Consider the following 24,031-nt stretch of genomic DNA (forward strand, 5'->3'; position numbering starts at 1 on the left):
TCGTTCCCATATCCTAGGTACTGCTTTTGGGCCGGGTCAACCGCCTCCGCCGCGGGTATCGTTGCCACACATGTCGTCCCCGTTTACCGAGCGCGGTGTCATCGAAGGCTTCTACGGCGAGCCCTGGACCCACGAGGAGCGCCTGCGGCTCGTGGCCGAGCTCGGCCGCCTCGGCATGAACCGCTACGTCTACGCGCCGAAAGACGACCCGTACCACCGCAAGCGCTGGCGCGAGAGCTACCCCGAGCCCGAGGGCGCCCGCCTCGCCGAGCTCGTCGCGGCGTCGCACGCGGCGGGGGTCGAGCTCGTCTACGCGCTGCACCCCGGGCTCGACATGGTGCACACCGACGACGCCGACCACGCCGCGCTCGCCCGCAAGGCGCGCGAGCTGCACGCGCTCGGCATCCGGCGCTTCGCGCTGCTCTTCGACGACATCGACGAGGGGCTGCCGGATGCGCGCGACCGTGAGCGGTACGGCGAGGGCGTCGCGGGCGCCGGGCGCGCCCACGGCGCGAGCTGCAGCCGCTTCGAGGCCGAGGTGCTCGCGCCACTCGGGATCGGCGGGCGGCTGCTCATGGTGCCGACGCACTACGCGGGCTCCGACCCGACGCCCTACCGCGACGGGCTCGTCGAGACGCTCGCCGAGGGCATCGGCGTGTTCTGGACAGGCGACGACATCGTCGTCGGCGAGGTGACGGAGGACCATGTGCGCCGCGCGATCGCGTCGTTCGGCGGGCACCCGCTCGTGCTGTGGGACAACTTCCCCGTCAACGACTTCGACCGCTCGCGCGCGTTCCTCGGCCCGCTGCTCGGGCGCGCGGCGGGCCTCGCGCGGGCCGGGCTCGCGGGCATCGTCGCGAACCCCATGGTCGAGTTCGAGCCGAGCCGCTTCGCCCTCCACACCGTCGCGGCGTGGGCGGCGGACCCCGATGCCTACGAGCCGAGTGCGGCTGCGGAGGCGGCGCTGCACGCGGTCGCGGGAGCGGATGCCGAGGTGCTGCGCCCGCTCGTCGCGGCGGCGTCGAGCTGGCCGCCCTCCGCACCCCAGCATCCGGCGCTCGCGGCCGAGGTCGATGCCGCGTTCGCCGACGGGGGCCGGCTCGGGGAGCGGCTCGAGGCGATGCTCGCCGAGCTCGGCGCGCTCGCGGGGCTCGAGCCGTCGACACCGCTGCGGGCGGCGCTGCGCCCGTGGGCGGATGCCGCGCCCGCGACGGCGCACGTCGTCCGTGCGGCGCTCGGGCACGTGCGCGGCGAGGTGCCGGCGGATGCCGTGGAGGCCGCGTGGGAGGCGGCGCGCACCGCGCGATACGGGCTCGCACGCGACGTCGCGCGCGGCGCCGCCGAGCGTGCGCTCGGGCGAGCGCTGCCGGACCGCGTGCGGCCCGAGGGGGATCCCGCCGCGGCTGCGGCCGCGGGGGACTGACCCCCCCAGGTGGTCGAGGAGCGCCCGCGCAGCGGACGGTACCCAGGTGGTCGAGGAGCGCCCGCGCAGCGGACGCGTCTCGAGACCACGGACGCGGTCAGACGTGGGCTGGTTTCGACACGCCCGCTCCGCGGGCTACTCAACCAACGGGGTTTCGACACGCCCGCTCCGCGGGCTACTCAACCAACGGGGTTTCGACACGCCCGCTCCGCCGGCTACTCAACCAGCGGGGGCGGCGAGGTCGGCGACGCCGCGGAGCACGCGCACCTCGCCGGCGCGCTCGTCCGTGAGCACCGCGACGCGCGCGCCCGGCGCGAGGTCCGCGTCGAGCGTGAGGCGCGCATCCGCCGTCGCCCACTCGAGCCGCAGGGCGCTCGGCCCCGTGCGGGTCGCCGAGAACGTGCCGTCGAACGCGGGGTGGTCGCGTCGCAGCCGCGCGAGCGCGAGGATCGCGCGCGGCACCGGGCGATCGAGCGCCTCGTGCAGCTCCTCGGGTGTGTAGGCGTGCCGGTTCACCTCGCGCCCCTGCCCCGTGGCGAGGAAGCGCGCGCGGTCGTCGCGCCCGTCGAGCAGCCCCACGTAGTAGACCTGCGGCTCGCCGGGCAGCAGGAACTGGATGGCGCGGCACAGCACGTAGGCGTCGTCGTCGGCGACGACGCTCGGGAAGGTCGCGTTGATCTGGTGCGGCATCGACGCCCACTGCGGCACGACGGATGCGAGGTCCGAGTGCCCGTCGGTCGCCACCGCCGCGCGGGCGAAGATCGCGCGCATCTCGTCCTCGCCGATGAGGCCGTCGAGGCCGGCCGCGGGGCCCGCGTCGATGATGCCGATGCCGTCGTGCGTGTCGAGCACCGTGACCGCGTTGCGCGGACGGATGTCGAGCCATCGCATGAGCGGGTCGATGTCGCCGTCGCCGAGCGCGTGCAGCAGGAGCGCCGGCAGCGCGAAGTCGTACACGAGGTCGACGAGCGGGGCGATCGCGAGCTGGAGGCTGTGGTGGGCGTGCACCTCGACGAGCACGCGCAGCCCCGCAGCGCGCAGGCGGGCCGTCAGCTGCTCGACGAAGGCGAGTGTCGCATCCGTCATGAACGAGTCGCTGCCGGGGGTCTTCACGGCGTAGCCGACGGCGTCGAGCCGCACGACGTCGACGCCCGCGCCCGCGAGCGCCGCGACGATGCGGTCGAGGTAGGCGAGGGCGGCCGGATGCGTCACGTCGAGGTCGACCTGGCTCGGCATGAAGGTCGTCCACACGAGTCGCCGCTCGCCCGCGACGGCGTAGGGCGTGAACGGCAGGCCGGGCCGCGGGCGGTAGAACGCCGTGATGCCCGCCTCGTCGCCGCCCTCGGGGAACACGCGGTCGAAGGTGAGGAACATCCCCGCGTGGGGTGAGGCGTCGCCGCGCTCGCACCAGTCGAGGAACTCGGGCGAGAGGTGCGAAGAGTGGTTGACGATGAGGTCGGCCGTGACCTCGCGTCGCGCGCCGAGGGCCGCGAGGTCGCGCCAGTCGCCCAGGCGCGGGTCGACGCGCGTGTGGTCGACGGGGTCGAAGCCCGCGTCGTCGCCGTCGAACGGCGTGTAGAACGGCAGCACGTGCACGCCGGCGAGGTCGGCGAGCGGGCCGTCGAGCACCTCCCCGAGGCGTCGCAGGTCGCCGCCGAGCCGGTCGGCGTAGCAGAGCAGCCGGACGCCGCGCGTCGTCACCGCGCCGCCTCGGGCGAGCCGCCGGCGGCCTCGACGACGGCGGCGAGAGCGGATGCGGGCGAGGTGAGCACGGGCACGTCGACGTGGGCGTCATCGGCCGCGGTCGCCATCGACGCCTGCGCGAGCACGATGACGTCGGCCTCGGCGGCGGCCGCGCGCACGGCGTCGGCGACGAGCCGGTCGTGCCGCGCCGTGTCGCCCGCGGACCGCGCGTCGGCGGCATCCGGCACGACCGTCGCGGTCACGACGGGCGGCTGCTCCGCCTCGGCGGCGGCGCGCTCGAGGATGCGTCCCGTCGGCCCGAGCGTCGCGGCGAGCGTCGCGAGCACGGCGATGCGGCCGCCCGGCCCCGCCGCGGCGATCGCGTCTGCCGCCATGCGCGCGTCGACGCGCACGACGGGGAGCGCGGCGCGCGCGGCGGCCTTCTCGACCGACTCGCCGATCGACGAGCACGTGACGAGCACGGCATCCGCCCCCTCCTCGGCGAGGTGGGCGATGTGCTTCTCGACCGCCGCGTCGACCGTGTCGTCGACACCCCAGCGGATGGCCGTCGCGAGCAGCTCGGCGTCGACGACGTGCACGGCCGTCGCACCCGGCGCGGCGGATGCGAGGTCGGCGTTGAAGCGCGGCGCGAGCGCCGGCACGGTGTGCAGGAACCCGATGCGCATCGTCACGCCTCCGTCCACGGGCGCGCGTGCGCGTCGACGATCTCGACGAGCCGCTCGAGGCGAGGACGCGAGCGCTCGCGCAGCGCAGCGTTCACATCGGATGCGCCCACGACGTCGCTCCACAGCGCGCGGCCCGCGAGGAAGCCGCTCGCGCCGGCGCGGCACGCGGCCTCCACGGCATCCGGGAACCGGTCGAGGGCGACGCCCTGCGAGAGCACGACCCACGGGCCCGTGATGTCGCGCGCGAGCTCCTCGCTCGCGGCGAGCTGGGCGGCAGCGTCGCCCGCACCCGCGAGGGGCACCTGCACCTTGTAGAGCGAGGGGCGAAGCGGCGACAGCTCGCGCGCGGCCTCGCGGATCGCCGCCTCCTGATCCCACGACCCGTCGGCGAGCTCCGCGGGCGTCGCGCGCACGACGGGCTCGAGCACCGAGAGCACGCCGCGTTCGCGCGCCTCCGCGATGAAGCGCTCGGCGAGCGCGACGCGCTCCTCGCGGCGCTCGTCCCGGCGCCAGATGATGAGCAGCTTGATGGCGGCGACGCCGTCGGCGCGCGCGTCGTCGAGCGCCGCGTCGTCGAGCGCCGTCTCCTCGACGGGCCCGCCGGGCTCCTGCTCGAGCGCGTCGGCCGCGAGGATGAAACCGCACTGGGGCGGCAGCAGCCCGTCGCCGAGGATGCCGAGGCCGCCGAAGTCGCGGTCGACGAGGAAGCCGCTCGCGAGGTCGGCGAGCTCGGTCGCGACGGCCCGTTTGAAGCCGACGAGCACGTCGTCGGCGGGGCGGCCCGCGCCCGCGGTGTCGAACATGTGCCGCAGGCTCTCGCGCTGGTCCATGGCGATCATGGCGAAGCCTCCGCCCGGACGTGCGATGGCCGAGAGGGTGGGCTGGGGGATGGTCACGATGCTCCTTCGGTGACGGTCGGCTCGGCCCCGACGGATGCCGGTGCGCTGAGCTCGAGGAGGCGCGCGAAGCGATCCCGCAGCTCGGGGATCGCGTCGTCGCACGGGGGGACGATGAGGTACGGGGGCTCGGCGCGCGGGGCGACGCCCTCGCGCTCGGCGGCGAGCGCGGCCGCGGCCGTCGCGACGGGCGCGTCGAGGTCGACGACGGGCAGCTCGCGTCCGGCGAGGTGAGCCATGAGGCCCGCGAGCCGCGGGTTGCGGCGCACGGGTGCGCCCGTCGCGACGATGCGGGCGTCGTCCGGGGTGTGCGTGAGCGCCGCGACGGCGTCGCGCATGAGCGCTCCGTGGGCCGCGAGGCCGCGCACGATCCCGGTGAGCTCTGCGGCAGCGTCGCCCGGCTCGGCACCCACGAGCACGTAGCGGGCGCCGGGGTCGGGGTCGGGGCACTGGCGTCCGGCGGGGTAGGGCAGCGCGACGGCGGGCCCCGGATGCCGCGGCAGCTCGGCGAGCAGCGCGTCGGCATCCGCTCCTGCCGCGGTCGCGCGTTCGCGCCAGTCGGCGACGAGCGAGCCCACGGCGGGGCTTCCGGCGAGCACGCCCTCGCGCTCACCGTCGACGCCGCGCACGACGCTCACGCCGTGGGCCCCCGCGAGCCGACGGTCGACGGGCGCGTCGCGGGCCGCGAGGGCGAGCACGGCCTCCGTCGTGCCGAGCGAGTGCACGACCGTGCCGGAGGCCACGGCGCCCGCGCCACGTGCCGCGACTGCGTGGTCGTGCCCGGCGATGCGCACGACGGCGCCGCGCAGCGCGACGGGGCCGCGGTCGGCGACGCCGAGCGCCTCGGCGGGCGCGAGCACCTCGCCGAGGAGCACGCGGGGGACGGCCGCGACGCTGAGCAGCGCGGCGTCCCAGTCGGAGGGCAGCGGCGCCCCGGGCGCGGGCAGCGGGTAGCCGCCGCTGCGGCCCGCGAGCGTGTGGTCGGTCGCGACGCGGCCCGTGAGGGCGGCGCCGACGAGGTCGGCGGCGAAGGCCCAGCGCGTTCCCGTCGGCACACCCTCGCGCACGAGCGCGGCCCACGTCAGCAGCGGCAGCTTCGGCACGAGCGGTGCGCCCGTGCGGGTGTGGAGCTCGATGGGATCGATCCCTGCCGCGAGGCGCAGGCGAGCCTCCGCGTCGCCCCTCCGGTCCCAGCGCAGGAGCGGGCCGCGCGGTCGCCCGTCGCGGTCGACGAGGGCGCCGGTCTCGGCCATCGAGGCGATGCCGATCGTCGCGACCGGGCCGGGCGAGAGCTCGAGCGCCTCGCCCGCAGCGGCGAGGGCGGCATCCACGAGATCGGCGGCGTCGAGGCCCCGGATGCTGCGCGCGGCCACGGCGAGCTCGGTGGCGCATCCGGCGCCGAGCGCGGCGACGACGGCCTTGACGTGCGTGCTCCCCACGTCGATCCCCATCGCCCGAACGGATGAGGTAACGTTCCCACATCCGGACATGCCGTCGAGCATGACACCGCCGACGGGTCGACGTCAAAGGGGCGTCGCGCGTCGCGGCTTAGAGGAGCAGCCATGACGGATCGCTGGGGCGTCATCGCCGACGACGTGACGGGGGCGTGCGACGTCGCCGCCGAGCTGCGGGAGCTCGGGCTCGACGTGGCCGTCGTGCTCGGGGTGCCGCAGCCCGCCGACATCCCGCGCGGCGTCGACGCGGTCGTCGTGGGCCTCGGCGCGCGAACCGCACCCCGCGAGCGCGCGGTGGCCGAGAGCCTCGCGGCGGCGGCGGCCCTGCGCGAGGCGGGGGCCGGCCGCTGGTACCAGAAGTACTGCTCGACGTTCGACTCGACCGACGAGGGCATGATCGGCCCCGTCGCGGAGGCGCTCGTCGACGCGGGCGGGCACCGCGCAAGCGTCGGCACACCCGCCACTCCGCACGCCGACCGCACGGTCTATCGCGGCCACCTCTTCGTGGGCGATCGGCTGCTGAGCGAGAGCCCGCTCGCCCACCACCCGCTCACCCCCATGACCGACCCCGATCTCGTGCGGGTGCTCTCGCGCCAGACCACGCGGCCCGTCGCGCTCCTCGATCGCCGTGCGCTCGGCGAGGGGGCGGATGCCGTGGCCGGGCGCCTCGCGCACGCCTCCGGCCACGTGATCGCCGACGCCCTCGACGACGCCGACCTCGACGTGCTCGCCGACGCCATCGAGACCGCGGGCGATCGCGTGCTCCCGGGCGGCGGGGCGGGGCTCATCACGGCGCTCGCGCGCCGCATCCGTCCCTCGGGCGACGGGGCGGTCGAGCGCGAGCATCCGGAGGCCGGCGGCGACCTCGTGATCGCCGGGAGCGCGAGCGCGCGCACGCGCGAGCAGCTCGCCGCGGCGGGCGGACCGACGGTCGAGATCGGCGCGCTCGACGCGGATGCGCGGCCCGACGACGTCGTCGCGACGGCCCTCGACGGCATCCGCGCAGACCTCGCAGCCGGCCGCGTGCCGGTCGTGAGCGCCGGCCACGACGAGGTCGCGATCGCGTTCGCGCAGGGGCGGCTCGGGGTCGCCCGCGCGGCGGCCGCGGTCGAGGCTGTGCTCGCCGAGATCGCTCGTCGCTCGGTCGCGGAGCTCGGCGTGCGGCGCCTGCTCGTGGCGGGCGGCGAGACGAGCGGCGCGGTGACGCGCGCGCTCGGCGTGCGCTCGCTGCGGCTCACGCGCCGCGTCGACCCGGGCGTCGCGTGGGCGACCGGTCGGGCGTCGGCCGTCGCGGGGGAGCCCGTCGTCGGCGTGCTGCTCAAGTCGGGAAACTTCGGGGGCGTCGACCTCTTCACGCGGGCGTGGGAGGTGGCGCCGTGAGCCGCTCGGACGCCCTCGCGCTCGTCGCCGCCGCGCGGCACCTGGCCGTGCGCGGACTGTCGCCCGGCTCCTCGGGCAACCTCAGCATCCGTCTCGGCGACCGCGTGCTCGTGACCCCGACGGGCTCGTCGCTCTCGCGCGTGCAGGCCGACGACATCGCCGAGCTGTCGCTCGCGGGCGAGCACCTCGCGGGGCCCCGGCCGACGAAGGAGTGGGCGATGCACGTCGCGGCGTACGCGTCGGATGCATCGCTCGGCGCCGTCGTGCACCTGCACTCACCTGCGTCGACGGCGGTCTCGTGCCTGCCCCCCGTGGGCGCCGGGCTCGCCGATCTGCCCGCCTACACGCCCTACCGCGTCATGAGCCTCGGCGAGGTGCCGCTCGTGCCGTACGCGGCGCCGGGGGATGCGTCGCTCGGTGCCGAGGTCGGGGCGCGGGTCGCCGCGGGTCGCCCCGTGATGCTGCTCGCGAACCACGGCAGCGTCGTCGCCGCGGCGACCCTCGACCGCGCCGTCGACCTGTCGGAGGAGCTCGAGGCGAGCGCCGCCCTGGCCCTGACCCTCGCGGGCCGCGGCGCCCGCACCCTCGCCCCCGAACAGCAGTCCCGCCTGCGCCCACCCGCTGGTTGAGTAGCCCGCGGGGCGGCTTACACCGCTGGTTGAGTAGCCCGCGCAGCGGGCGTGTCGAAACCAGCCCGACGGCTCACACCACCCGCAGCACCGCCCCGTCCCCCGCAAGCGCCTCCCGCAACACCCCCACGTCGACCGCGTGCACCTCACCCGCGCCGCGCACCGCGAGCGCGGCCGCCGTCCCCGCGGCCTGCCCGAGCATCTGGTACTGCGGCTCCATGCGCACCGACGAGAACGCCACGTGCGACGCCGACACGCACACCGCGGCGAGCACGTTCGTGGCCTCCTCGGCACGCGGCAGGAGCGCGCGGTAGGGGATGCCGTAGGCCGGCACGCGCACCGAGAGGTACCCCTCGTTGACGACGTGCGATCGCGGGTCGGGGTGCTCCCAGGCGGTGATGAACGAGCGCTGCACCTCGCGGATGTCGAGGTGGTACGAGCCGAGGGCGATCGTGTCGCCCGGCACCTCTCCCGCACGCAGCTCGTGCTCCGTCAGCACGAACTCGCCCACCATGCGCCGCGCCTCCCGCACGTAGAGCTGGTGCGGCAGATGGCCCGTGTCGGCGAACTCGTCGGGCGCGAAGCCCCACCGCGCGAGCTCGTCTCGGATGCCGCGCGGCACGGCGGGGTCGCTCGAGAGGAACCACAGGAACGAGAGCGCGTGCCGCGCGTGGTGCGCCGCGATGTCCGCACGCTGTTCGCGCGAACCCTCCGCCCATCCGCGCGCCGAGCCGTCGAGCACGCTCAGCGAGACGGGCCCGAGCGAGTTGGCGTCGCACTTGCCGCCGGGCAGGTTGGGCTCGAGGCCGAGCCAGCGCCCCGCGGGCTCGTCGGCGCCCCCGGCCGCGAGGTAGCGCCGCCCGAGCTCCCAGTACGCGGGGTCGTAGCCGTCGGGCTCGGTGAAGGGGATGCGGTCGGGGCCGCTCGTGAGGCACAGCCGGTAGCCGTACGACATGACGTTGCCGTCGCCGGCCCCGACCTCGGCCATCGGCCCGGGCGCGAGCTGCGCGATGAGCGCGCCCTCGCGCTCGCCGCTCGCGTCGTCCCGGAACGGCGAGACGCCCCACGGCATCGAGTGCCGTCCCGGTGCGATCTCGCGCCGCCCCGCGAAGCGCTCGCCGTGCAGGGCGCGGTCCTCGCGGCCCACGCGCGTCGTGACGCCCGCGAGCGCGAGCACGTCGCCCTCGTAGCTCGCGTCGACCACGACGCCCGCGCCCACGCGCTCGCCGGATGCCGTGCGCACCGCCGTCACGCGCGTCCCGTCGCGCTCGACCCCGTCGACGGGCGCGTCGAGCACGACCTCGACACCCGCCTCCTCGAGCCACCGCCGCATGATGCCCTCGGCGACGTGCGGCTCGGGGCCCGCGTAGCGGCCGACGGGCACGCCGTAGTGCGCCGCGACGTCGCGGCGGAAGCGCGCGGCGTGCCCGCCGAGCACGCGCACGTCGCCGACGTCGGTGTAGCCGAGCCCGCCCGACACCATGCCGCCGAGGTGCCGCCCCTCGGCGAGCAGCACGACCTGCGCCCCGTGCTCGGCGGCGGCGACCGCCGCGCACACGCCTGCGGCCGTCGCACCGACGACGACGACCTCGGCCGCCGTCATCCGAAGGCCCCGAGCGAGTCGACGGCGCTCTCGGCGGCCGCGTGTTCGGGCACGGCCGAGAGGTCTCCGTCGGCCGCGACGAGCGCCGCGTAGTGCCGCGCGCTGTCCTTCACGATGCGCGTGCCCGTCGGGTAGTCGACGTAGACGAGCCCGAAGCGTGGCCGGTAGCCGAGCGACCACTCGAAGTTGTCGAAGAGCGACCAATGCGTGTAGCCGACGAGCGGCACCCCGGCCGCCACGGCATCCGCCATCGCCGCGATGTGCTGGCGCAGGTAGCGGATGCGGCGCACGTCGTGCACGAGCCCGTCGTGCTGCGGCGTCTCGTTCGACACGAGCCCGTTCTCGGTGATCATGATCGGCACCCCGGGGTACTCGCGGTGCAGGCGCAGCAGCAGCTCGCGCAGCGCGTCGGGCACGATCTCGGTGCCCTCGTCGGAGAGGCGCGACTCCTCGGGCGCGCGCACGACCTGCCACGGGAAGGGCCGCTCGGGGCCGACCTCGGCGGCCTGCATGACGCGGCGCGTGTAGTAGTTCACGCCGAGGAAGTCGCTGCGCCCGCGGATGGCGGCCTCGTCGCCGTCGCGGATGACCTCGAGCGGCCCTCCGATCGCGCGCTCCCAGTGCGCGCGCATGTCGTCGGGGTAGCCCTCGCCGAGCAGCGGATCGAGGAACCAGCGGTTGACGTAGCCGTCGCTGCCCCATGCCGCATCGCGGTCGGCGGGGGAGTCGGATGCCGGCACGCACGGCAGCAGGTTCGGCGCGGCCCCGATGCGGCCCGTCACGAGCGGCTTCATCGCGTCGTACGCGGCGCCGTGCGCGAGCAGCACGTGGTGGCCCGCGGCGACGGCGGCGCCGAGGTCGGCGATGCCGGGCGCGTGGATGCCGAGCTGGTAGCCGAGCAGCTGGATGATCCACGGCTCGTTCTGCGTGATCCACCACGGCACGCGGTCGCCGAGGCGCCGGGCCACGGACTCCGCGTAGTGCACGAAGGCGTCGACGCTCGAGCGGTCGACCCAGCCGCGGCGATCCATGAGCGCCTCGGGCATGTCCCAGTGGTTGAGGGTCACGACGGGCGCGATGCCGCGCTCGAGCAGCGCGTCGACGATGCGCTCGTAGTGGTCGAGCGCGCGCTGCTCGATGCGGCCGCGGCCGTCGGGCACGACGCGCGACCAGCCGATCGAGAACCGGTAGGCGCGCATCCCGAGCTCGGCGAGCAGCTCGACGTCGTCGCGCCAGCGGCGGTACGAGTCGACGGCGATCGCGGCGTCGCCGCCGCCCTCGATCGCGCCGGGTCGGCGGCAGAACTCGTCCCACACGGAGGGGCCGCGGCCGTCGGCGTCGAGCGACCCCTCGATCTGGTACGCGCTCGTGGCGGCGCCCCACAGGAAGTCGGGCGGGAAGGGTGCGGTCATGCTCTGCTCCTCCGGTCAATCCCTTGCAGGGCGCTCCCGGACCGACCTATAGTGCTCACGACGCCCATGTGGAATCGTTACCACATTCCTGCGGCCGAGTCGATGTCGCCTCACGAGGGGAGCCCCGTTGAACACAACCCGAAGCGCCGTGGAGGCCACCTGATGGCCAACACGACGACCGTCGAGACGGCGGCCGGGCCGCGCGTCTTCAAGACGAGCAAGTACAACAGGCGCGAGACGACCGCCGCGTACCTCTTCATCTCGCCGTGGATCATCGGCTTCCTCGTGTTCACGCTCGGGGCGATGATCTACAGCCTCGTGATCTCGTTCAGCCACTACCAGCTCGCCACCAACACGGCGCGGCCGGCGGGGCTGTCGAACTACGAAGCGCTCATCGAGGACCCGAAGGTCATGATGTCGCTCGGCAACACGCTCTACTACGCCGTGCTCGCCGTGCCGCTCGAGATCGTCTTCGCGCTCTTCCTCGCGATGCTGCTCAACCGCGTGGGCCGGGGCGCGGGCCTCTTCCGCACCCTGTACTACCTGCCGAAGATGACGCCCGCGGTGGCCACCGCATCCGTGTTCTTCCTGCTGCTCAACGGCAACCAGGGCGCGATCAACAAGGGCCTCGCCGCGATCGGCATCCAGGGCCCGCAGTGGCTGCTCGACCCCAACTGGGTGAAGCCGTCGATCGTGATCATGACCCTGTGGGGCGTGAGCGGCACGATGGTGATCCTGCTCGCGGCGCTCAAGAACGTGCCGAAGGACCTCTACGAGGTCGCGCAGATCGACGGAGCCGGGCCCGTGCGGCGCTTCTTCTCGATCACGCTCCCGATGATCTCCGGCGCCCTGTTCTTCAACGTGATCGTGCTCACGATCGCGGCGCTGCAGACCTTCGACCAGGCGTATCTGCTGTTCTACCGCGACCAGGTGCAGGGGGCGTCGGATGCGTCGCTCTTCTACGCGATCTACCTGTTCCAGCAGGCGTTCCGCCAGTTCAACTTCGGGTTCGCCGCCGCCATGGCCTGGCTGCTGTTCGTGATCATCATGATCATCTCGCTCATCCAGGTGAAGGTCGGCAACCGTTTCGTCTACTACGAGAGCGAGCGCTGATGTCCGTCGACACCTCCGCCGTCGCCCCCGCCATCTCGAGCGCGGGCAAGGACCGTCCCCAGATCACGAAGCCGCCGCGGCGCGTCGGCTCGATCATCGGGCAGGTGGTGCGCTGGGTGCTGCTCGTCGGCTTCGCCCTGCTGTTCCTCTACCCCTTCGCATGGCTGCTCGCGGCGAGCTTCAAGCCGCGCGGTCAGGTCTTCGACAACTCGCTCATCCCGAAGACCTTCCAGCCCGAGAACTACGCGAACGTGTGGGCCGAGCTGCCGCTGCTCAACTGGGTGGGCAACAGCCTCCTCATCGCGATCCTCGCCGCGGCGTTCGTCACGGTGTCGAGTTCGCTCGTGGCGTGGGGGTTCGCCTACTTCAAGTTCCCCGGGCGCAACATCCTCTTCGGGCTCGTGCTCGCGACGATGATGCTGCCCGGTGCCGTGACCCTCGTGCCGCAGTACCTCATCTGGAACAACCTGGGGTTCGTCGGCACGAACGTGCCGCTGTGGGGCATGAACCTCTTCGGCTCGGCCTTCTACATCTTCCTGCAGCGCCAGTTCTTCCTCGGCCTGCCGCGGGAGATCTTCGAGGCGGCGCGCGTCGACGGCGTGAGCTACTGGGGCATGTTCTGGCGGATGGCATTCCCGCTGTCGATCCCGTCGTTCATCATCGTGTTCCTGTTCGAGTTCCAGGCGAGCTGGAACAACCTGCAGGCGGCGCTCATCTACCTGAACGCCGGCGGCCAGGACGGCTACACCGTGCCGCTCGGCATCGCGTCCGCCATGACGCGCTACAGCCCGACGAACGGCGGACACGGCGACTACCAGTACGTGATGGTGGCCGCGCTGCTCGTCACGCTGCCGATGCTCATCCTGTTCGCCTTCGGCCAGCGCTACTTCATCGAGGGGGTGGCCACGCAGGGTCGCAAGGGCTGAGCGCGCGCTCGGTGACCGTCGTCGGGCGGGTCGTGCTGGGATCGATTCCAGCGCGATCCGCCCGTCGTCGTCTGCGCGGATGCGGCGGGCGCGTCACGATTCCGTTGCATCCCCAGCAAAAACCGGCGAACCCCTTGCTCGCGCGCGAGGACTGGGGTAGCTTCCCGAATGTGGGATGGTTCCCACATCCAGTCACGTTCCGTTGCGCTCGATGGCGAGGACGCCGCGAGCTCGCAGCTCCGAGAGGACATTTCGATGAAGAAAACCAAGCAGATGCTGCTGGCCGCCACGGCCGGTGCGGCGCTGTTCACGCTCACCGCGTGCGGAGGCGGCGGAGGCGGCGGGGGCGCCGCGGCCGACTTCAGCAAGGACTACTCCGGCACCCTCAGCGTCTGGGGCTTCGAGAACGCGGATGAAGTGGGCACGTCGCGCATCGACGTCGCCGACAAGACCGTGGGCGAGAACGACGTCACGGTCGAGCTCGAAGGCGCCGCGTTCGACGCCCAGAAGTTCACGACCCGCGCCGCGAGCGGCAACATCCCCGACGTCGTGCAGATGGACCGCAAGTTCGTCACGACCTACGCGGCCCAGGGCCTCGTCATGCCGCTCGACAAGTGCTTCGCGCTCTACGACCTCGACCCGCAGGAGTACTGGTACCCGCAGGTCGTCGACGACGTCACCTACGACGGCAGCGTCTACGCGGTTCCGCAGTTCTACCAGCCGCCGGCCATCCTGCTGAACACCCGCGTCATGGACGAGGCGGGCGTCACCGTCGAGGACATGGACACCTCGAACCCCGAGGCCTTCCTCGAGGCCGTCAAGAAGATGACCGTCATGGACGGCCAGAACCCCGTGCGCATGGGCTTCGACCCGCAGGGACCGCAGAAGGCGGGCCTGTGGATGCTGAGCTTCGGCGGCGGCACGATCGACGGCGACGGCAAGCCGACGCTCGACGACGAGAACAACGTCAAGGCGATCGAGTTCCTCAAGGAGATCTACGACGCGCAGGGCGGCTACGCCAACGCGAAGAGCTTCGTTGATTCGTTCGACGTGTTCGGCGACAACAACTCCTACGTCGCCGACCAGGTCGGTGCCGCGGTGTTCGACCAGTGGTACGTGAACGTGCTCACCTCCTACGCGGAGCAGGTCGAGATCGGCGCCACCCCCGTCATGACGCAGGACGGCCAGCCCTTCACGGTCGCGAGCGGCTCGTCGTTCGTCATCCCGACGTCGGCGAAGAACCCCTCGGCCGCGTGCGCCTGGCTCCTCTCGCTCACCTCGGCTGAGGCCTGGCAGGCGGCCGGCGAGGCCCGCAACGAGACGACCATCAACGACCCGGGCCGCCACGGCATCAACGCGGGCCTCTTCACCGGCTCGCCCGAGTCCGACCAGGCGATCCGCGAGGCCTACGTCAAGCCGAGCGACTTCCCCGGCTTCGACCAGACGATCGCCGCGTACTACGACGTCGCGGCGAGCGGCCAGTCGTTCGGTTCGTCGCCCGCCGGTCAGCAGATCGAGAGCGAGCTGCAGAACGCGGTGACCTCGGCCCTGCTCGGCGAGAAGTCGGCGGCCGACGCACTCAAGGACGCCCAGGCGGCGGCCCAGCGCGCGTACGACCAGGTCGCCGGCTGATCTTCAGCCGACCCGACGGAGGCGGGCGGTCCCACGGGGCCGCCCGCCTCTCGGCGTCCCGGGAGGTCGCCCGATGAGCGAGCGGATGCCGCACGCGGCCCTCGAGGCGGCGGTCGCCTCCGCCGTCGGCGCGGGCCACGGAGCGCACGTCGCGGTCGACGAGGTGCACCGCGACGGCATCGACTACGACGCGTTCCTCGCGCACCGGGCCGTGCATCGCATCCGGGGCACCGCGCGCGTCGACGGCGAGCCGGTGCCGTGGTCGCTCGTCGAGAAGGTGACGGAGGGCCCCGCGTTCGCATCGCCGTACCTCTACGACAACGCCGAGCGCGAGCACGCGGCCTACACCTCGGGCCTGCTCGCCGAGCTCGCGCCGCGCGTGCGCGCGCCGGCGCTGCGCGGTGCCGAATGCGATGCCGAGGGCCGCATCACGCTGTGGCTCGAGGACGTGCCCGCGCCCGCGCGCCCGCTCGGGGCGGACGCGCTTCTGGCCGCAGCGCGCGACCTCGGCGGGCTCGCCGCCGAGTGGGTGGGCCGCGTGCCGCACGAGGAGTGGCTCTTCACGGGATGGATCGACCGACACGGCCAGCCGGGGGCCGTCGGCGCGGGTCTCGCGGTGCTGCGCAGTCGGCATCCGTCGGCGGTCGCACGGCTCGGCTCCCACCTCGACGCCGCCGTGCCGCTGCTGCTCGCGCAGCACCGGGTGCGCGGCATCCTCGAGTCGCTGCCGCAGACGCTGTGCCACCACGACGCCGTCGGCGCGAACGTGTTCCAGACCGAGCACGGCACCGTTCTCATCGACTGGGAGTCGGTGGGGCCCGGCTCGGTGGGGGCCGACCTCGCGTCGCTGCTGTTAGCATCCGTGCGCCGCGGGGATGCGTCGATCGCGACCGTGCGCGCCGTGCTCGGCGACGCGCTCGACGCCTACGCCGAGGCGTGCGCGGGCGTCGTGCCGCCCGAGCTCGTTCGCCGCGGCTTCGACGCGGCCGTCTGCCTGCGCTGGAAGCTCATCGTCGACACGGCGGCCACCCTCGCGAGCGGCGATCCCGCACGACGCGGAAGCGCGCCCGCGGAGGAGCCCGAGCGCTCCATGGACGAGCTCGTCGGCCTCGTCGACGTGCTCATCGGCGCCGCCGAGCGAACCCTCGGCTGAGCGGCGAGCGGCCGCTCAGCGGCCCGTCGGCGGGAGCCGGTCGACGCCGTGTCGGTTGGCCTTGTCGGGCTCAGCCGCTGTCTCGGGCGACGCGTGCGACCCGCCGTGCGGCGACTCGCTCGTGGGGTAGTGCGGCTCCTCGATCTCGATGGCCGGGTCGCGTTCCTCGGCCGGCGGCAGGTGGTCGAGCGGCTGCCGGATGTTCTCTGGATTGCTCATGGCGCCAGCATCCGCCCGCCGTTGCGACGGTGACAGGGGGTTGCGGATGCGCGCCGAGAGTGGTGAGGTCTGCCGTGCGCTGCGCGCTACGACAGCAAGAACTCGCGGTGCGCGTGATGCGTGCGACGCGTGCTCGCCTGCACGGCATCCGTCTTGGCCCGCGGGATGCCGTCGGCGGGCTCGCTCGGAGCGTCGACCACCGGGATGTCGCCCGTGTACATCGTGTCGGCGGTGAGCTGGATGCCACCCGTCGAGTTCGAGGAGCGCAGGATCTGCTCGATCCAGTCGCGGCTCAGCGGGCGGGGCTCCGCTTCGTCGAACTCGAAGCGGATGGGGATGGACGGCTGCATCCAGATGGTCGTGCGGCCGCGGGGTTCGCCTGGGCCGTGCGTCCAGGAGAGGGTGAAGCTCTCTCCACGACGCAGCTTGGTGACCACCGCGATCTTGAGATGGGAGAGTGTGCGGTCGTCGATGACGATCGCCTGGTCGGCGTAGTGCAAGACGCCCATGATGAACCTCGTTCGGTTTCGGCGTGCGATCGGCTCGAAACACCTGAGCGTTCTGAGATGCGAAGACTCGCGACCGACGGATGTCGATTGCTTGTCACCCTAGCCCCCGAACGGGGGACATTGGGGTGACAGTCTGCTGGGCGTGGCCTGGACTACGCCGCGAGGTGGAAGGTGCTCGCGAAGCGGCCGAGCAGCTCGCCCGGCCCGTGCAGCACCTCGACGACGCCGGATGCGATCGCCCGCTCCGGCGCGAGCTCGCCCGAGATGAGGCGGCGGATGTCGGGGCCGGCCGCGAAGTCGAGGTCGGCCGGCGCGACACCACGGCGTACGTCGAGGCGGGTGCCGTCGACGCGCACGTGCAGTTCGGCGGGCCCGAGCCGCGCGACGTAGGCCGTCGACGGCAGCGTGCCTGCGACATCCGCTCGGAATGCCGTGCGCAGCGCCATCGTCATCGAGTCGGGCGTGATCACCTGGCTCTCGCGCGGGTCGCCCATCGCCTTGAAGCCCCACGCGCCGAGCGCGAGCACGACCGGCTCGAGCTCGCGGCCGTAGGGGGTGAGCTCGTAGACGATCACGCGTGAGCGCGGGGCCCGGCGGATGAGGCCGGCCTCCTGCAGCTCCTTGAGCCGCGCCGCCAGGATGTTGCTCGGGATGCGGGGCAGACCCGCGGCGAGCTCCCCGTAGCGGCGCGGCCCCACGAGCAGGTCGCGCACGATGAGCAGCGTCCAGCGCTCGCCCACGAGCTCGAGGGCTCGCGTGACGCCGCAGTACTGCCCGTAGTCGCGCGCGGCCACCGGGTCAGGCCTGCTGCTGCTCGGCGGCGAACGCCTCCGGACCCTTCTCGGCGGCGACCGGGTCCATCCAGCCGAACTCGAGGATGTTGCCGTCGGGATCGGTGAGCTGGCGCTGGTACATGAAGCCGTAGTCGGACGGCTCCTCCGCCTCGGTGCCGCCCGCGGCGAGGCCGGCGGCGACGGCGCTGTCGACCTCCTCGCGGCTGTCGAGGAAGATCGCGGTCGACACGGAGGGGTTCTTCGCGTTGTCGCCGAGGGGCAGCTTGGTGAAGGTCTGGAAGAACTCGCGGCGCAGCAGCATGAAGTAGTTGTGGCCCTCGTCGATCACGATGCACGCGGCGTTGTGGTCGGTGAAGGCGGGATTCACCGTGCCGCCGACGGCGGTGTAGAACGCCTTCGCGCGCTCCAGGTCGGTGACGGGCAGGTTGACGAACATCGAGGGCATGGCGGTGTCTTCTCTCGTGGCGTGCGTATGTGGACGGTGTCCACACTTGCAAAAAACAAGTGAGGGTGTCAAGGGTTGGGGCGTGTCGGCGCGCGTCAGCGTCGGATCTACAGGCTGGATGCGGCGGTGCCGGGCTCAGGCGAGGCCGAGTGCGGGATTCAGCCTGTTATTCCGACCGATTCGGGCGACCATGGAGGCATGACGACCCCGGATGCCGCCCTCCCGGATGCCGCGACCGCCCGCGGCTGGATCGCCGAGCGCCGCGCCGTGGTCGAGGAGCGCCTCGCGGCGGTCGAGGCCCGGCTCGCGTCGGTGCGCGCCGCCCGCGGCGACTGGATCGACGAGGAGCACGACCCCGAGGGCTTCGCGCTCACGTTCGAGTGGCAGCAGGCGGAGGGTTCGCGCGCGGAGCACCGTGCGGAGCTCGCCGAGCTGGATGCGGCGGAGGCGCGCGTCGCATCCGGCACGTACGGCGTGTGCACGGTGTGCGGGCAGCCGATCCCGCACGGCCAGCTCGAGCTGCGCCCGGCGCGCACGGTGTGCGTCGCGTGCACGGACCGTTGATGCGGCGACCGCGACGGGGAGCTGCTGATCCGGAGCCCGCTGACCCGGCGGCGCCGCCGGGGACCCGCGGGTCGGGTGACACTTGCCGTCGGATCGACGACGATCTCGACGCTGTCGCGTCGGCGCTCGATAAGGTGCGCGCCACGCGGGTGGCTGCTACACGCTGACGAGGACGGACTGCTCCGAGCGGCTCCACTGGAACACGTCGGACGCATCAGCGGTCGCTACCTGCGGGTTCCCACCAGCTGCGCGGATCACCTGCTCAAGGATCTGCTTGGCGATCGCCTGGGCGTCAGCAGGGTCGTCCACGTTCACTGCGAAGGAGATCTCTACCGTGCGGTCGGCGAGCGCGGCAGATACGGAGGAGTCGAAGATCAAGCTCGTCGTCTCCTCGACCTCGATGAGCTCGTCCATGATGACATCGGTCTGCGCATCGAGGTCGCCGTCTCCCTGGACGTCGAAGCTCGAGGCGATCATGATGGGCATCGTCTGGTCACCTCTCTCAGGCTTCCTTCTTGTAGCAGGGCTGACGCTCCAGCCACTTGCGCGTGTCTAAAACGTATCGCACATTGCTTGGTGTTAGATGGATGGTTCTTTTGTGCTTGGCCGGACATGGGCAGTAGACCTTGTAGTACTTCGGGGGATCGATGATTCGCCACCCGGCTCCGTCGAACAGTCCGAGGAGCGCCTCCATCTCCTTGTTGGGATGCCGCTTCCAATACCTTGCCACCGCGCCCCTTCCCGATGGTCGGCTCGGCGTCAGCCTAGCGGCGGGAATGGCGTCGGTTACCCGCACGGTACTGCGGAGTGTCGCGTGAACGACTTCACGCTCAGAAGGTTGTGGGGTTTTTGTGGGGGAAACAGCCTGCCGGGCAGTAGAAAGCCCCGAAATCATTGGGATTCCGGGGCTTTCGCTGGCGGTACCGGTGGGATTTGAACCCACGGAAGGCGTGAACCTTCACATGTTTTCGAGACATGCTCCTTCGGCCGCTCGGACACGGTACCGCCGTCGAGTCTAACGGACGCGCGGGGGTGGTCCAGACCGCGGCCGCATTCGGATGTTTGCAAGCACGTGCCTGCCCCGGCCGTCAGCGCCGGCGCGACACCGTCACCGTGAACTTCGGCGTGCGGCTCAGTTGCCGTGTCGGGCCGACGAGCCGCTCGAGCACGGGCCGGTAACCGAGGTGCGAGTTCCACACGACGCGCAGCTCGCCGCCCGGGCGCAGCACGCGCGCGGCATCCGCGAACAGGCGGTGGGCGATCTCGGTCGTCACCGCCGCGCCCGCGTGGAACGGCGGATTGAGTACGACGAGGTCGGCGGATGCGTCGGGCTCGCCCGAGAGGCCGTCGTCCTGGTGCGCGTCGACGCGCACGCCGTTCGCCTCGGCGGTGAGGCGCGCGGACTCGACCGCGATCTCCGAGACGTCGGTCGCGAGGATGCGCGCATCCGGGTTCCGGCGGGCGAGCAGGGCGGCGACGATGCCCGTGCCGCACGCGAGGTCGATCGCGCGCTCGAACGGGGGGAGTTCGTCGAAGGTGTCGAGCAGGGCGCGCGTGCCGATGTCGAGCGTCGGGCCCGCGAAGACGCCGGGGAGAGCGACCACCTCGATCGTGTGCGCCTCGGCGCCGGACGCGGCGGGGGAAACGCCCTCGCGGCGGGAGTCGTTTCCCCCGCCGCCGGGGCGCAGCTCCAGCCGCGCTACGAAAGCCAGCGGCAGGGTCACGTCGGGGCGCGGCTCGCGGGCGACGAGGATGCGGGACTTCGCACGGGCGTGGGTGACGTCGACGCGGGCGAAGGCGCGCGCGAGCACCTCGTTCTGCGTCGGGGTCATGTGCTTGAGGCGTCCCGCGGCGAGCACCACGACATCCGGGCCCGCGGCGCGGGCGGTCGAGCGCGCGATCGCGTCGAGGCGGTCGAGGGAGCGGGGCAGCCGCACGAGCACGAGCGACGTCGCGGGCGTCACGAGCGAGGCGAGCGGATGCTGCGCGGGCTCCGCGAGCCCCGCGCGTTCGGCGTTCCCCGCGAGAGCCCGGCGGGCGACGAGCGAGTCCTGGTGCACGCGCACGCCGCGGGCGCCGAGCGCCAGGGCCCCGAGCGCGAGCGCGCCATGGGTGTCGTCGACGACCGCGACCTCGCCGGCCACGGCATCCGGGAACTCGGATGCGGCGTAGTCGAGCAGGTAGCGGTCGGCGGCGTCCCACGCGCGCTGGTCGACGGTGCCGACGTCGGGGGTGCGCTCGAGCGTGTCGAGGAGCGCGGCGAGGTCGGTCACCCCTCGACGGTAGCCCGCGTGCGGGCGGTTTCGAGACGCGTCGCCCTGTGGGCGGCGCTCCTCAACCGCCTACGGAACACCAGGTGGTCGAGGAGCGCCCGCGCAGCGGACGCGTCTCGAGGCCACCACCGCGCCTGGTCTACTCGCCCAGCACGTTGCGCGCGAAGTTCGCGACGTGCTCGCGGAGCGCCGCGATCCGCCGCTCGCGCTCGGCCTCGAGGTCGAATCCGACGTAGGCGAGGGTCGGGCGCCTGCGCACGTTCCCCGAGCACTCGAAGTTCGCGCACACGAGCGTGCCGACGGTGTCGCCCTTGCGCCCTGCCGCGCCGGCGCGCTTGGTGCTGAACAGCACGACGTCGTTCGGCAGCTGCACGTCCTCGCACCACGAGCATTGGGCTCGGGCACGGGGGCGCGCCTCGGCCTGGCGCAGCAGCAGCCCGACGGGCTTGCCGTCGAGCTCGACCACGACGTAGCCGAGCTGGGGCGACTTCTTGTCGCGCCATCCGAGGTAGTCGACGCGGTCCCACTCGATCTGGTCGACGGGCGCGGGAAGCTGCAGGCTCTGCCGTTCGCGGAGCGATGCGTTGATGAAGGAGTCGCGGATCGCGGACTCGCTGAAGGCGTGCATGGAGGAACCCTCCTCAGGGTCGTTCGTCTCGCGGATGCGAGGTCAGGTGGGGATGTCGGATGTCGTGCGCGGGCAGGGGCGCGGGCGCGGGCAGGGGCGCGCGACTATCTCGCGTCGGCGATGGGAACGCCGACGACCTCCTGACGCCCTGAGGGCTGAGACGAACGAAGCACGACGGGGAGCTTACGCCGCTCGCGTCGTATCCGCTGGGCTGGAAACACCAGCTGGTCGAGGAGCGCCCGCGAAGCGGACGCGTCTCGAGACCACCACCACCTGCGTCACGCGAGCGCCGCGCGCAGCCCCTCCACGAGCGGCGTCGTCGGACGCCCGATGAGCCCCGAGAGCTCGCCCGTCACCTCGCCGAGCAGCCCGTCGCGGATGTTGCCGTCCATGCCGACGACGAACCCGATCGCACCCTCGTCGAGCCCCGCAGCGGTGAGCGCCGCGCGCTGCTCCTCGGGCGTCCACGCGACGTACGCGATGTCGCGCCCGAGCACCTCGCCGATCGCCGCCGCGAGCTCGGCGAAGTCCCAGGCCACGTCGCCCCCGAGCTCGTAGGTCTTGCCGAGGTGTCCGCCGGTCGTCAGCACCACTGCCGCCGCCTCCGCGTAGTCGACCCGCGACGCGCTCGCCACGCGCCCCTCGCCCGTGCTCGACGCGACGACACCCGTCGCATCCGCCTGGTGCACGGTCTGCACGTAGTTCTCGGTGTACCAGTTGTTGCGCAGCACCGTGAAGGGCACTCCGGATGCCGTAAGGGCCTCCTCGGTCGCCTTGTGCTCGGGGTTCACGAGCAGCGCCGAGGTGTCGGCGTGCGGCGCGCTCGTGTAGACGAGCTGCGCGACCCCCGCGGCGGCGGCCGCGTCGATCACGTTGGTGTGCTGCGCCACGCGGTTGCCGAACTCGCTGCCCGACACGAGCAGCATCCGCTCGACGCCGGCCACGGCATCCGCGAGCGAGGCGGGGTCGTCGTAGTCGAGGTGCACGGTCTGCACGCCCTTCGCGGCGAGGTCGGGGACCTTCGCGGTGTCGCGGGCGCCCGCGCGGATCTCGGATGCGGGCACGCCTCGGGCGAGCAGCGCCTCGATGGTGAGGCGGCCGAGGTGGCCGGATGCGGCGGTGACGAGGAGGGTCATGGGGTGGGTCCTTTCTGACGCGTTCGCCGGATGCAACCATGCACGACCCAGGGTACTTCCTGTGGGAGAGTACCCACTTTCTGGTAAGGTACTGGCATGACGGTAAGCCTCCGCGAGCTGCGGGCCCTGCCCGGGTTCGACGACGCCCTCCTCACCGAGGGCTGCCCCACCCGCGTCGTGCTCGACCACATCACGAGCAAGTGGGGCGTGCTCGTGCTGCTCGCGCTGAGCGACGGCACCCACCGCTGGGGTGAGCTGCGGCGCGCCGTCGACGGCATCAGCGAGAAGATGCTCGCCCAGACCCTGCGCATCCTCGAGGCCGACGGTCTCGTGCTGCGCGACGCGCGGCCCACGATCCCGCCGCACGTCGAGTACTCGCTCACGGCATCCGGCCGCGAGCTCGTCGACCGGATGCTGCCCCTCGTCGAGTGGATCGCGCGCAACGCCGGCCGCATGCTCGCCGACCGCCTCGTCGCGCCCGCCGCCTCTTAGTTCCCGTTCCGCGTGTTTGTTCCCGAAGGAACGGGTGCGAACACGCGGAACGGGAACTATGGCGGGGATGTCGCACGACGCTGCCAGCATGGGGGCATGACCGACATCGGCGTCATCTTCACCCCCACCCGTCCTCCCGAGCAGCTGCGCGAGTTCGTGATCGAGGCCGAACGCCTGGGACTGGACGAGGTGCTGCTCTTCGAGGACTGCTTCCGCGAGTCGGGCCTCGCCGCCGCGGTGGCCGCGCTCGCCGCGACCGAGCGCATCCGTGTGGGCATCGGTGTGCTGCCGATGCCGTTCCGCAACGTCGCGCTGCTCGCGATGGAGGTCGCGACGATCGAGCGCCTCTTCCCCGGCCGCCTGCGGCTCGGCGTCGGCCACGGCGTGCAGGACTGGATGGCGCAGGTCGGTGCGCGCCCCGCGTCGCCGCTCACGCTCATGCGCGAGTACGTGCCCGCGCTTCGGCGCCTGCTCGCGGGCGAGCGGGTCGACGCATCCGGGCGCTACGTGACCCTCGACGGCGTGCAGCTCGACTGGCCGCCCGCCGCCCCCGTCGCCGTGTGGGCCGCGGGCGAGGGCCCGAAGACGCTCGCGCTCACCGGCGAGGTCGCCGACGGCACCATCTTCACGACCGGCACGCCGCCCGAGACGCTCGCGGCGGGCGTCGAGCTCATCGCCGAGGGGCGCCGCACCGCGGGCCGCGACGGCACGCAGCCGGTCGCCGCGTTCGTGATGACCGCGTTCGGCGAGGGTTCCGCCGGGCGGCTCGAGGCCGAGCTCGCCGAGTGGGGTTACCAGGGTGAGCGTGCGACGGGCGCGACCGGCACGGTCGACGAGGTCGCCGGCCAGGTGCAGGGCTGGGTCGACGCCGGCGCCGACGCCGTGCTCCTGCAGCCCCTGAACGACGAGACCGACCTCGACGGGTTCCTCGCGAACTGCGCCGAGGTCGCGGCACGCCTGCGCGCGCGATAGTTCCCGTTC

24 protein-coding genes and 1 tRNA gene are annotated in these 24,031 nt (G+C 72.9%); 10 read left to right on the top strand and 15 right to left on the bottom strand.

The window, feature by feature from the left end; translation table 11 throughout:
* Positions 1-70 precede the first annotated feature (70 nt).
* Positions 71-1,423, top strand: a complete 1,353-nt coding sequence (locus tag H4J02_RS01325; protein WP_187675347.1) for a beta-N-acetylglucosaminidase domain-containing protein — start codon at positions 71-73, stop codon at positions 1,421-1,423.
* Positions 1,424-1,642: 219 nt separating this feature from the next.
* Here H4J02_RS01325 and H4J02_RS01330 read toward each other — a convergent pair whose 3' ends face one another.
* The 4 genes from H4J02_RS01330 to H4J02_RS01345 are packed head-to-tail and all read right to left on the bottom strand — an operon-like array spanning position 1,643 to position 6,127.
* A complete protein-coding gene (locus tag H4J02_RS01330) occupies positions 1,643-3,124 on the bottom strand; it encodes an alpha-amylase family glycosyl hydrolase (RefSeq protein WP_222942202.1) in 1,482 nt (493 codons plus the stop codon).
* Complete coding sequence (locus H4J02_RS01335) at positions 3,121-3,792, bottom strand: aspartate/glutamate racemase family protein (protein WP_262406288.1); 672 nt, start codon at positions 3,790-3,792, stop codon at positions 3,121-3,123. The genes H4J02_RS01330 and H4J02_RS01335 overlap by 4 nt, the downstream gene beginning before the upstream one ends.
* A gap of 2 nt (positions 3,793-3,794) precedes the next feature.
* Positions 3,795-4,688, bottom strand: coding sequence for a hypothetical protein (locus tag H4J02_RS01340; protein ID WP_262406171.1), 894 nt, complete (start codon positions 4,686-4,688; stop codon positions 3,795-3,797).
* A complete protein-coding gene (locus H4J02_RS01345) occupies positions 4,685-6,127 on the bottom strand; it encodes an FGGY family carbohydrate kinase (RefSeq protein WP_187675349.1) in 1,443 nt (480 codons plus the stop codon). The genes H4J02_RS01340 and H4J02_RS01345 overlap by 4 nt, the downstream gene beginning before the upstream one ends.
* A gap of 123 nt (positions 6,128-6,250) precedes the next feature.
* Between H4J02_RS01345 and otnK the strand changes: the two genes are divergently transcribed.
* Positions 6,251-7,522 carry a 3-oxo-tetronate kinase gene (otnK, locus tag H4J02_RS01350; RefSeq protein ID WP_187675350.1) on the top strand — a complete coding sequence of 424 codons (1,272 nt, stop codon included), beginning with the start codon at positions 6,251-6,253 and terminating at the stop codon, positions 7,520-7,522.
* Positions 7,519-8,151, top strand: a complete 633-nt coding sequence (locus H4J02_RS01355) for a class II aldolase/adducin family protein (protein WP_187675351.1) — start codon at positions 7,519-7,521, stop codon at positions 8,149-8,151. Before otnK ends, H4J02_RS01355 begins: the two co-directional genes overlap by 4 nt.
* A 73-nt stretch (positions 8,152-8,224) precedes the next feature.
* Here the strand turns inward: H4J02_RS01355 and H4J02_RS01360 are convergent, their stop codons facing one another.
* On the bottom strand, positions 8,225-9,754 hold the full coding sequence (locus tag H4J02_RS01360; protein WP_187675352.1) for an FAD-dependent oxidoreductase: 1,530 nt from the start codon (positions 9,752-9,754) through the stop codon (positions 8,225-8,227).
* Positions 9,751-11,166, bottom strand: coding sequence for a GH1 family beta-glucosidase (locus H4J02_RS01365; RefSeq protein WP_187675353.1), 1,416 nt, complete (start codon positions 11,164-11,166; stop codon positions 9,751-9,753). Before H4J02_RS01365 ends, H4J02_RS01360 begins: the two co-directional genes overlap by 4 nt.
* 162 nt (positions 11,167-11,328) lie before the next feature.
* Between H4J02_RS01365 and H4J02_RS01370 the strand changes: the two genes are divergently transcribed.
* The 4 genes from H4J02_RS01370 to H4J02_RS01385 all read left to right on the top strand — a co-directional run bounded on the left by H4J02_RS01370 (position 11,329) and on the right by H4J02_RS01385 (position 15,990).
* Entirely contained in the window at positions 11,329-12,279 is a 951-nt protein-coding gene (locus H4J02_RS01370; RefSeq protein ID WP_187675354.1) for a carbohydrate ABC transporter permease, read from the top strand.
* Complete coding sequence (locus H4J02_RS01375; RefSeq protein WP_187675355.1) at positions 12,279-13,205, top strand: carbohydrate ABC transporter permease; 927 nt, start codon at positions 12,279-12,281, stop codon at positions 13,203-13,205. Before H4J02_RS01370 ends, H4J02_RS01375 begins: the two co-directional genes overlap by 1 nt.
* Positions 13,206-13,460: 255 nt before the next feature.
* A complete protein-coding gene (locus H4J02_RS01380) occupies positions 13,461-14,837 on the top strand; it encodes an ABC transporter substrate-binding protein (protein ID WP_187675356.1) in 1,377 nt (458 codons plus the stop codon).
* 73 nt (positions 14,838-14,910) lie between these two features.
* On the top strand, positions 14,911-15,990 hold the full coding sequence (locus H4J02_RS01385) for a phosphotransferase (RefSeq protein WP_187675357.1): 1,080 nt from the start codon (positions 14,911-14,913) through the stop codon (positions 15,988-15,990).
* 15 nt (positions 15,991-16,005) lie between these two features.
* Here H4J02_RS01385 and H4J02_RS01390 read toward each other — a convergent pair whose 3' ends face one another.
* The 4 genes from H4J02_RS01390 to H4J02_RS01405 all read right to left on the bottom strand — a co-directional run bounded on the left by H4J02_RS01390 (position 16,006) and on the right by H4J02_RS01405 (position 17,957).
* The gene (locus tag H4J02_RS01390; RefSeq protein ID WP_187675358.1) at positions 16,006-16,209 is read right to left on the bottom strand and encodes a hypothetical protein; all 204 of its coding nucleotides are present in this window, start codon (positions 16,207-16,209) and stop codon (positions 16,006-16,008) included.
* 86 nt (positions 16,210-16,295) lie between these two features.
* A complete protein-coding gene (locus H4J02_RS01395) occupies positions 16,296-16,718 on the bottom strand; it encodes a hypothetical protein (protein WP_316250699.1) in 423 nt (140 codons plus the stop codon).
* Positions 16,719-16,870: 152 nt separating this feature from the next.
* Positions 16,871-17,512, bottom strand: coding sequence for a helix-turn-helix domain-containing protein (locus H4J02_RS01400; RefSeq protein WP_187675359.1), 642 nt, complete (start codon positions 17,510-17,512; stop codon positions 16,871-16,873).
* A 4-nt stretch (positions 17,513-17,516) separates the two neighbouring features.
* On the bottom strand, positions 17,517-17,957 hold the full coding sequence (locus tag H4J02_RS01405) for a VOC family protein (RefSeq protein WP_187675360.1): 441 nt from the start codon (positions 17,955-17,957) through the stop codon (positions 17,517-17,519).
* A gap of 198 nt (positions 17,958-18,155) precedes the next feature.
* Here H4J02_RS01405 and H4J02_RS01410 point away from each other — a divergent pair, with 198 nt between their 5' ends.
* The gene (locus H4J02_RS01410) at positions 18,156-18,521 is read left to right on the top strand and encodes a TraR/DksA C4-type zinc finger protein (protein ID WP_187675361.1); all 366 of its coding nucleotides are present in this window, start codon (positions 18,156-18,158) and stop codon (positions 18,519-18,521) included.
* 156 nt (positions 18,522-18,677) lie between these two features.
* Here H4J02_RS01410 and H4J02_RS01415 read toward each other — a convergent pair whose 3' ends face one another.
* From H4J02_RS01415 to H4J02_RS01435, 5 genes are all read right to left on the bottom strand, one after another.
* Positions 18,678-19,007 (bottom strand): hypothetical protein, encoded by a 330-nt coding sequence (locus H4J02_RS01415; protein WP_187675362.1) that lies wholly within the window; start codon positions 19,005-19,007, stop codon positions 18,678-18,680.
* A 429-nt stretch (positions 19,008-19,436) separates the two neighbouring features.
* Positions 19,437-19,526: transfer RNA gene (locus H4J02_RS01420), tRNA-Ser, on the bottom strand.
* A gap of 83 nt (positions 19,527-19,609) precedes the next feature.
* Positions 19,610-20,794, bottom strand: a complete 1,185-nt coding sequence (locus H4J02_RS01425; RefSeq protein WP_187675363.1) for a class I SAM-dependent methyltransferase — start codon at positions 20,792-20,794, stop codon at positions 19,610-19,612.
* A 139-nt stretch (positions 20,795-20,933) separates the two neighbouring features.
* Positions 20,934-21,422 carry an FBP domain-containing protein gene (locus H4J02_RS01430; RefSeq protein WP_187675364.1) on the bottom strand — a complete coding sequence of 163 codons (489 nt, stop codon included), beginning with the start codon at positions 21,420-21,422 and terminating at the stop codon, positions 20,934-20,936.
* Between the two features lie 278 nt (positions 21,423-21,700).
* The gene (locus H4J02_RS01435) at positions 21,701-22,558 is read right to left on the bottom strand and encodes an SDR family oxidoreductase (protein ID WP_187675365.1); all 858 of its coding nucleotides are present in this window, start codon (positions 22,556-22,558) and stop codon (positions 21,701-21,703) included.
* 96 nt (positions 22,559-22,654) lie between these two features.
* Here H4J02_RS01435 and H4J02_RS01440 point away from each other — a divergent pair, with 96 nt between their 5' ends.
* On the top strand, positions 22,655-23,050 hold the full coding sequence (locus H4J02_RS01440; protein WP_187675366.1) for a helix-turn-helix domain-containing protein: 396 nt from the start codon (positions 22,655-22,657) through the stop codon (positions 23,048-23,050).
* 96 nt (positions 23,051-23,146) lie between these two features.
* Positions 23,147-24,022: an LLM class flavin-dependent oxidoreductase gene (locus H4J02_RS01445; protein WP_187675367.1), complete on the top strand. Its 876-nt coding sequence runs from the start codon at positions 23,147-23,149 to the stop codon at positions 24,020-24,022.
* Positions 24,023-24,031 lie beyond the last annotated feature (9 nt).

This window comes from Protaetiibacter sp. SSC-01 (assembly GCF_014483895.1).
Lineage (GTDB): Bacteria > Actinomycetota > Actinomycetes > Actinomycetales > Microbacteriaceae > Homoserinibacter.

What these genes read in the sequence shown, in the direction of transcription:
- H4J02_RS01325 (WP_187675347.1), top strand. Translation starts at nt 71, where the DNA reads ATGTCGTCCCCGTTTACCGAGCGCGGTGTCATCGAAGGCTTCTACGGC.
- H4J02_RS01335 (WP_262406288.1), bottom strand. Translation starts at nt 3,792, where the DNA reads ATGCGCATCGGGTTCCTGCACACCGTGCCGGCGCTCGCGCCGCGCTTC.
- otnK (WP_187675350.1), top strand. Translation starts at nt 6,251, where the DNA reads ATGACGGATCGCTGGGGCGTCATCGCCGACGACGTGACGGGGGCGTGC.
- H4J02_RS01360 (WP_187675352.1), bottom strand. Translation starts at nt 9,754, where the DNA reads ATGACGGCGGCCGAGGTCGTCGTCGTCGGTGCGACGGCCGCAGGCGTG.
- H4J02_RS01365 (WP_187675353.1), bottom strand. Translation starts at nt 11,166, where the DNA reads ATGACCGCACCCTTCCCGCCCGACTTCCTGTGGGGCGCCGCCACGAGC.
- H4J02_RS01370 (WP_187675354.1), top strand. Translation starts at nt 11,329, where the DNA reads ATGGCCAACACGACGACCGTCGAGACGGCGGCCGGGCCGCGCGTCTTC.
- H4J02_RS01375 (WP_187675355.1), top strand. Translation starts at nt 12,279, where the DNA reads ATGTCCGTCGACACCTCCGCCGTCGCCCCCGCCATCTCGAGCGCGGGC.
- H4J02_RS01380 (WP_187675356.1), top strand. Translation starts at nt 13,461, where the DNA reads ATGAAGAAAACCAAGCAGATGCTGCTGGCCGCCACGGCCGGTGCGGCG.
- H4J02_RS01385 (WP_187675357.1), top strand. Translation starts at nt 14,911, where the DNA reads ATGAGCGAGCGGATGCCGCACGCGGCCCTCGAGGCGGCGGTCGCCTCC.
- H4J02_RS01390 (WP_187675358.1), bottom strand. Translation starts at nt 16,209, where the DNA reads ATGAGCAATCCAGAGAACATCCGGCAGCCGCTCGACCACCTGCCGCCG.
- H4J02_RS01395 (WP_316250699.1), bottom strand. Translation starts at nt 16,718, where the DNA reads ATGGGCGTCTTGCACTACGCCGACCAGGCGATCGTCATCGACGACCGC.
- H4J02_RS01405 (WP_187675360.1), bottom strand. Translation starts at nt 17,957, where the DNA reads ATGCCCTCGATGTTCGTCAACCTGCCCGTCACCGACCTGGAGCGCGCG.
- H4J02_RS01410 (WP_187675361.1), top strand. Translation starts at nt 18,156, where the DNA reads ATGACGACCCCGGATGCCGCCCTCCCGGATGCCGCGACCGCCCGCGGC.
- H4J02_RS01415 (WP_187675362.1), bottom strand. Translation starts at nt 19,007, where the DNA reads ATGCCCATCATGATCGCCTCGAGCTTCGACGTCCAGGGAGACGGCGAC.
- H4J02_RS01430 (WP_187675364.1), bottom strand. Translation starts at nt 21,422, where the DNA reads ATGCACGCCTTCAGCGAGTCCGCGATCCGCGACTCCTTCATCAACGCA.
- H4J02_RS01435 (WP_187675365.1), bottom strand. Translation starts at nt 22,558, where the DNA reads ATGACCCTCCTCGTCACCGCCGCATCCGGCCACCTCGGCCGCCTCACC.
- H4J02_RS01440 (WP_187675366.1), top strand. Translation starts at nt 22,655, where the DNA reads ATGACGGTAAGCCTCCGCGAGCTGCGGGCCCTGCCCGGGTTCGACGAC.
- H4J02_RS01445 (WP_187675367.1), top strand. Translation starts at nt 23,147, where the DNA reads ATGACCGACATCGGCGTCATCTTCACCCCCACCCGTCCTCCCGAGCAG.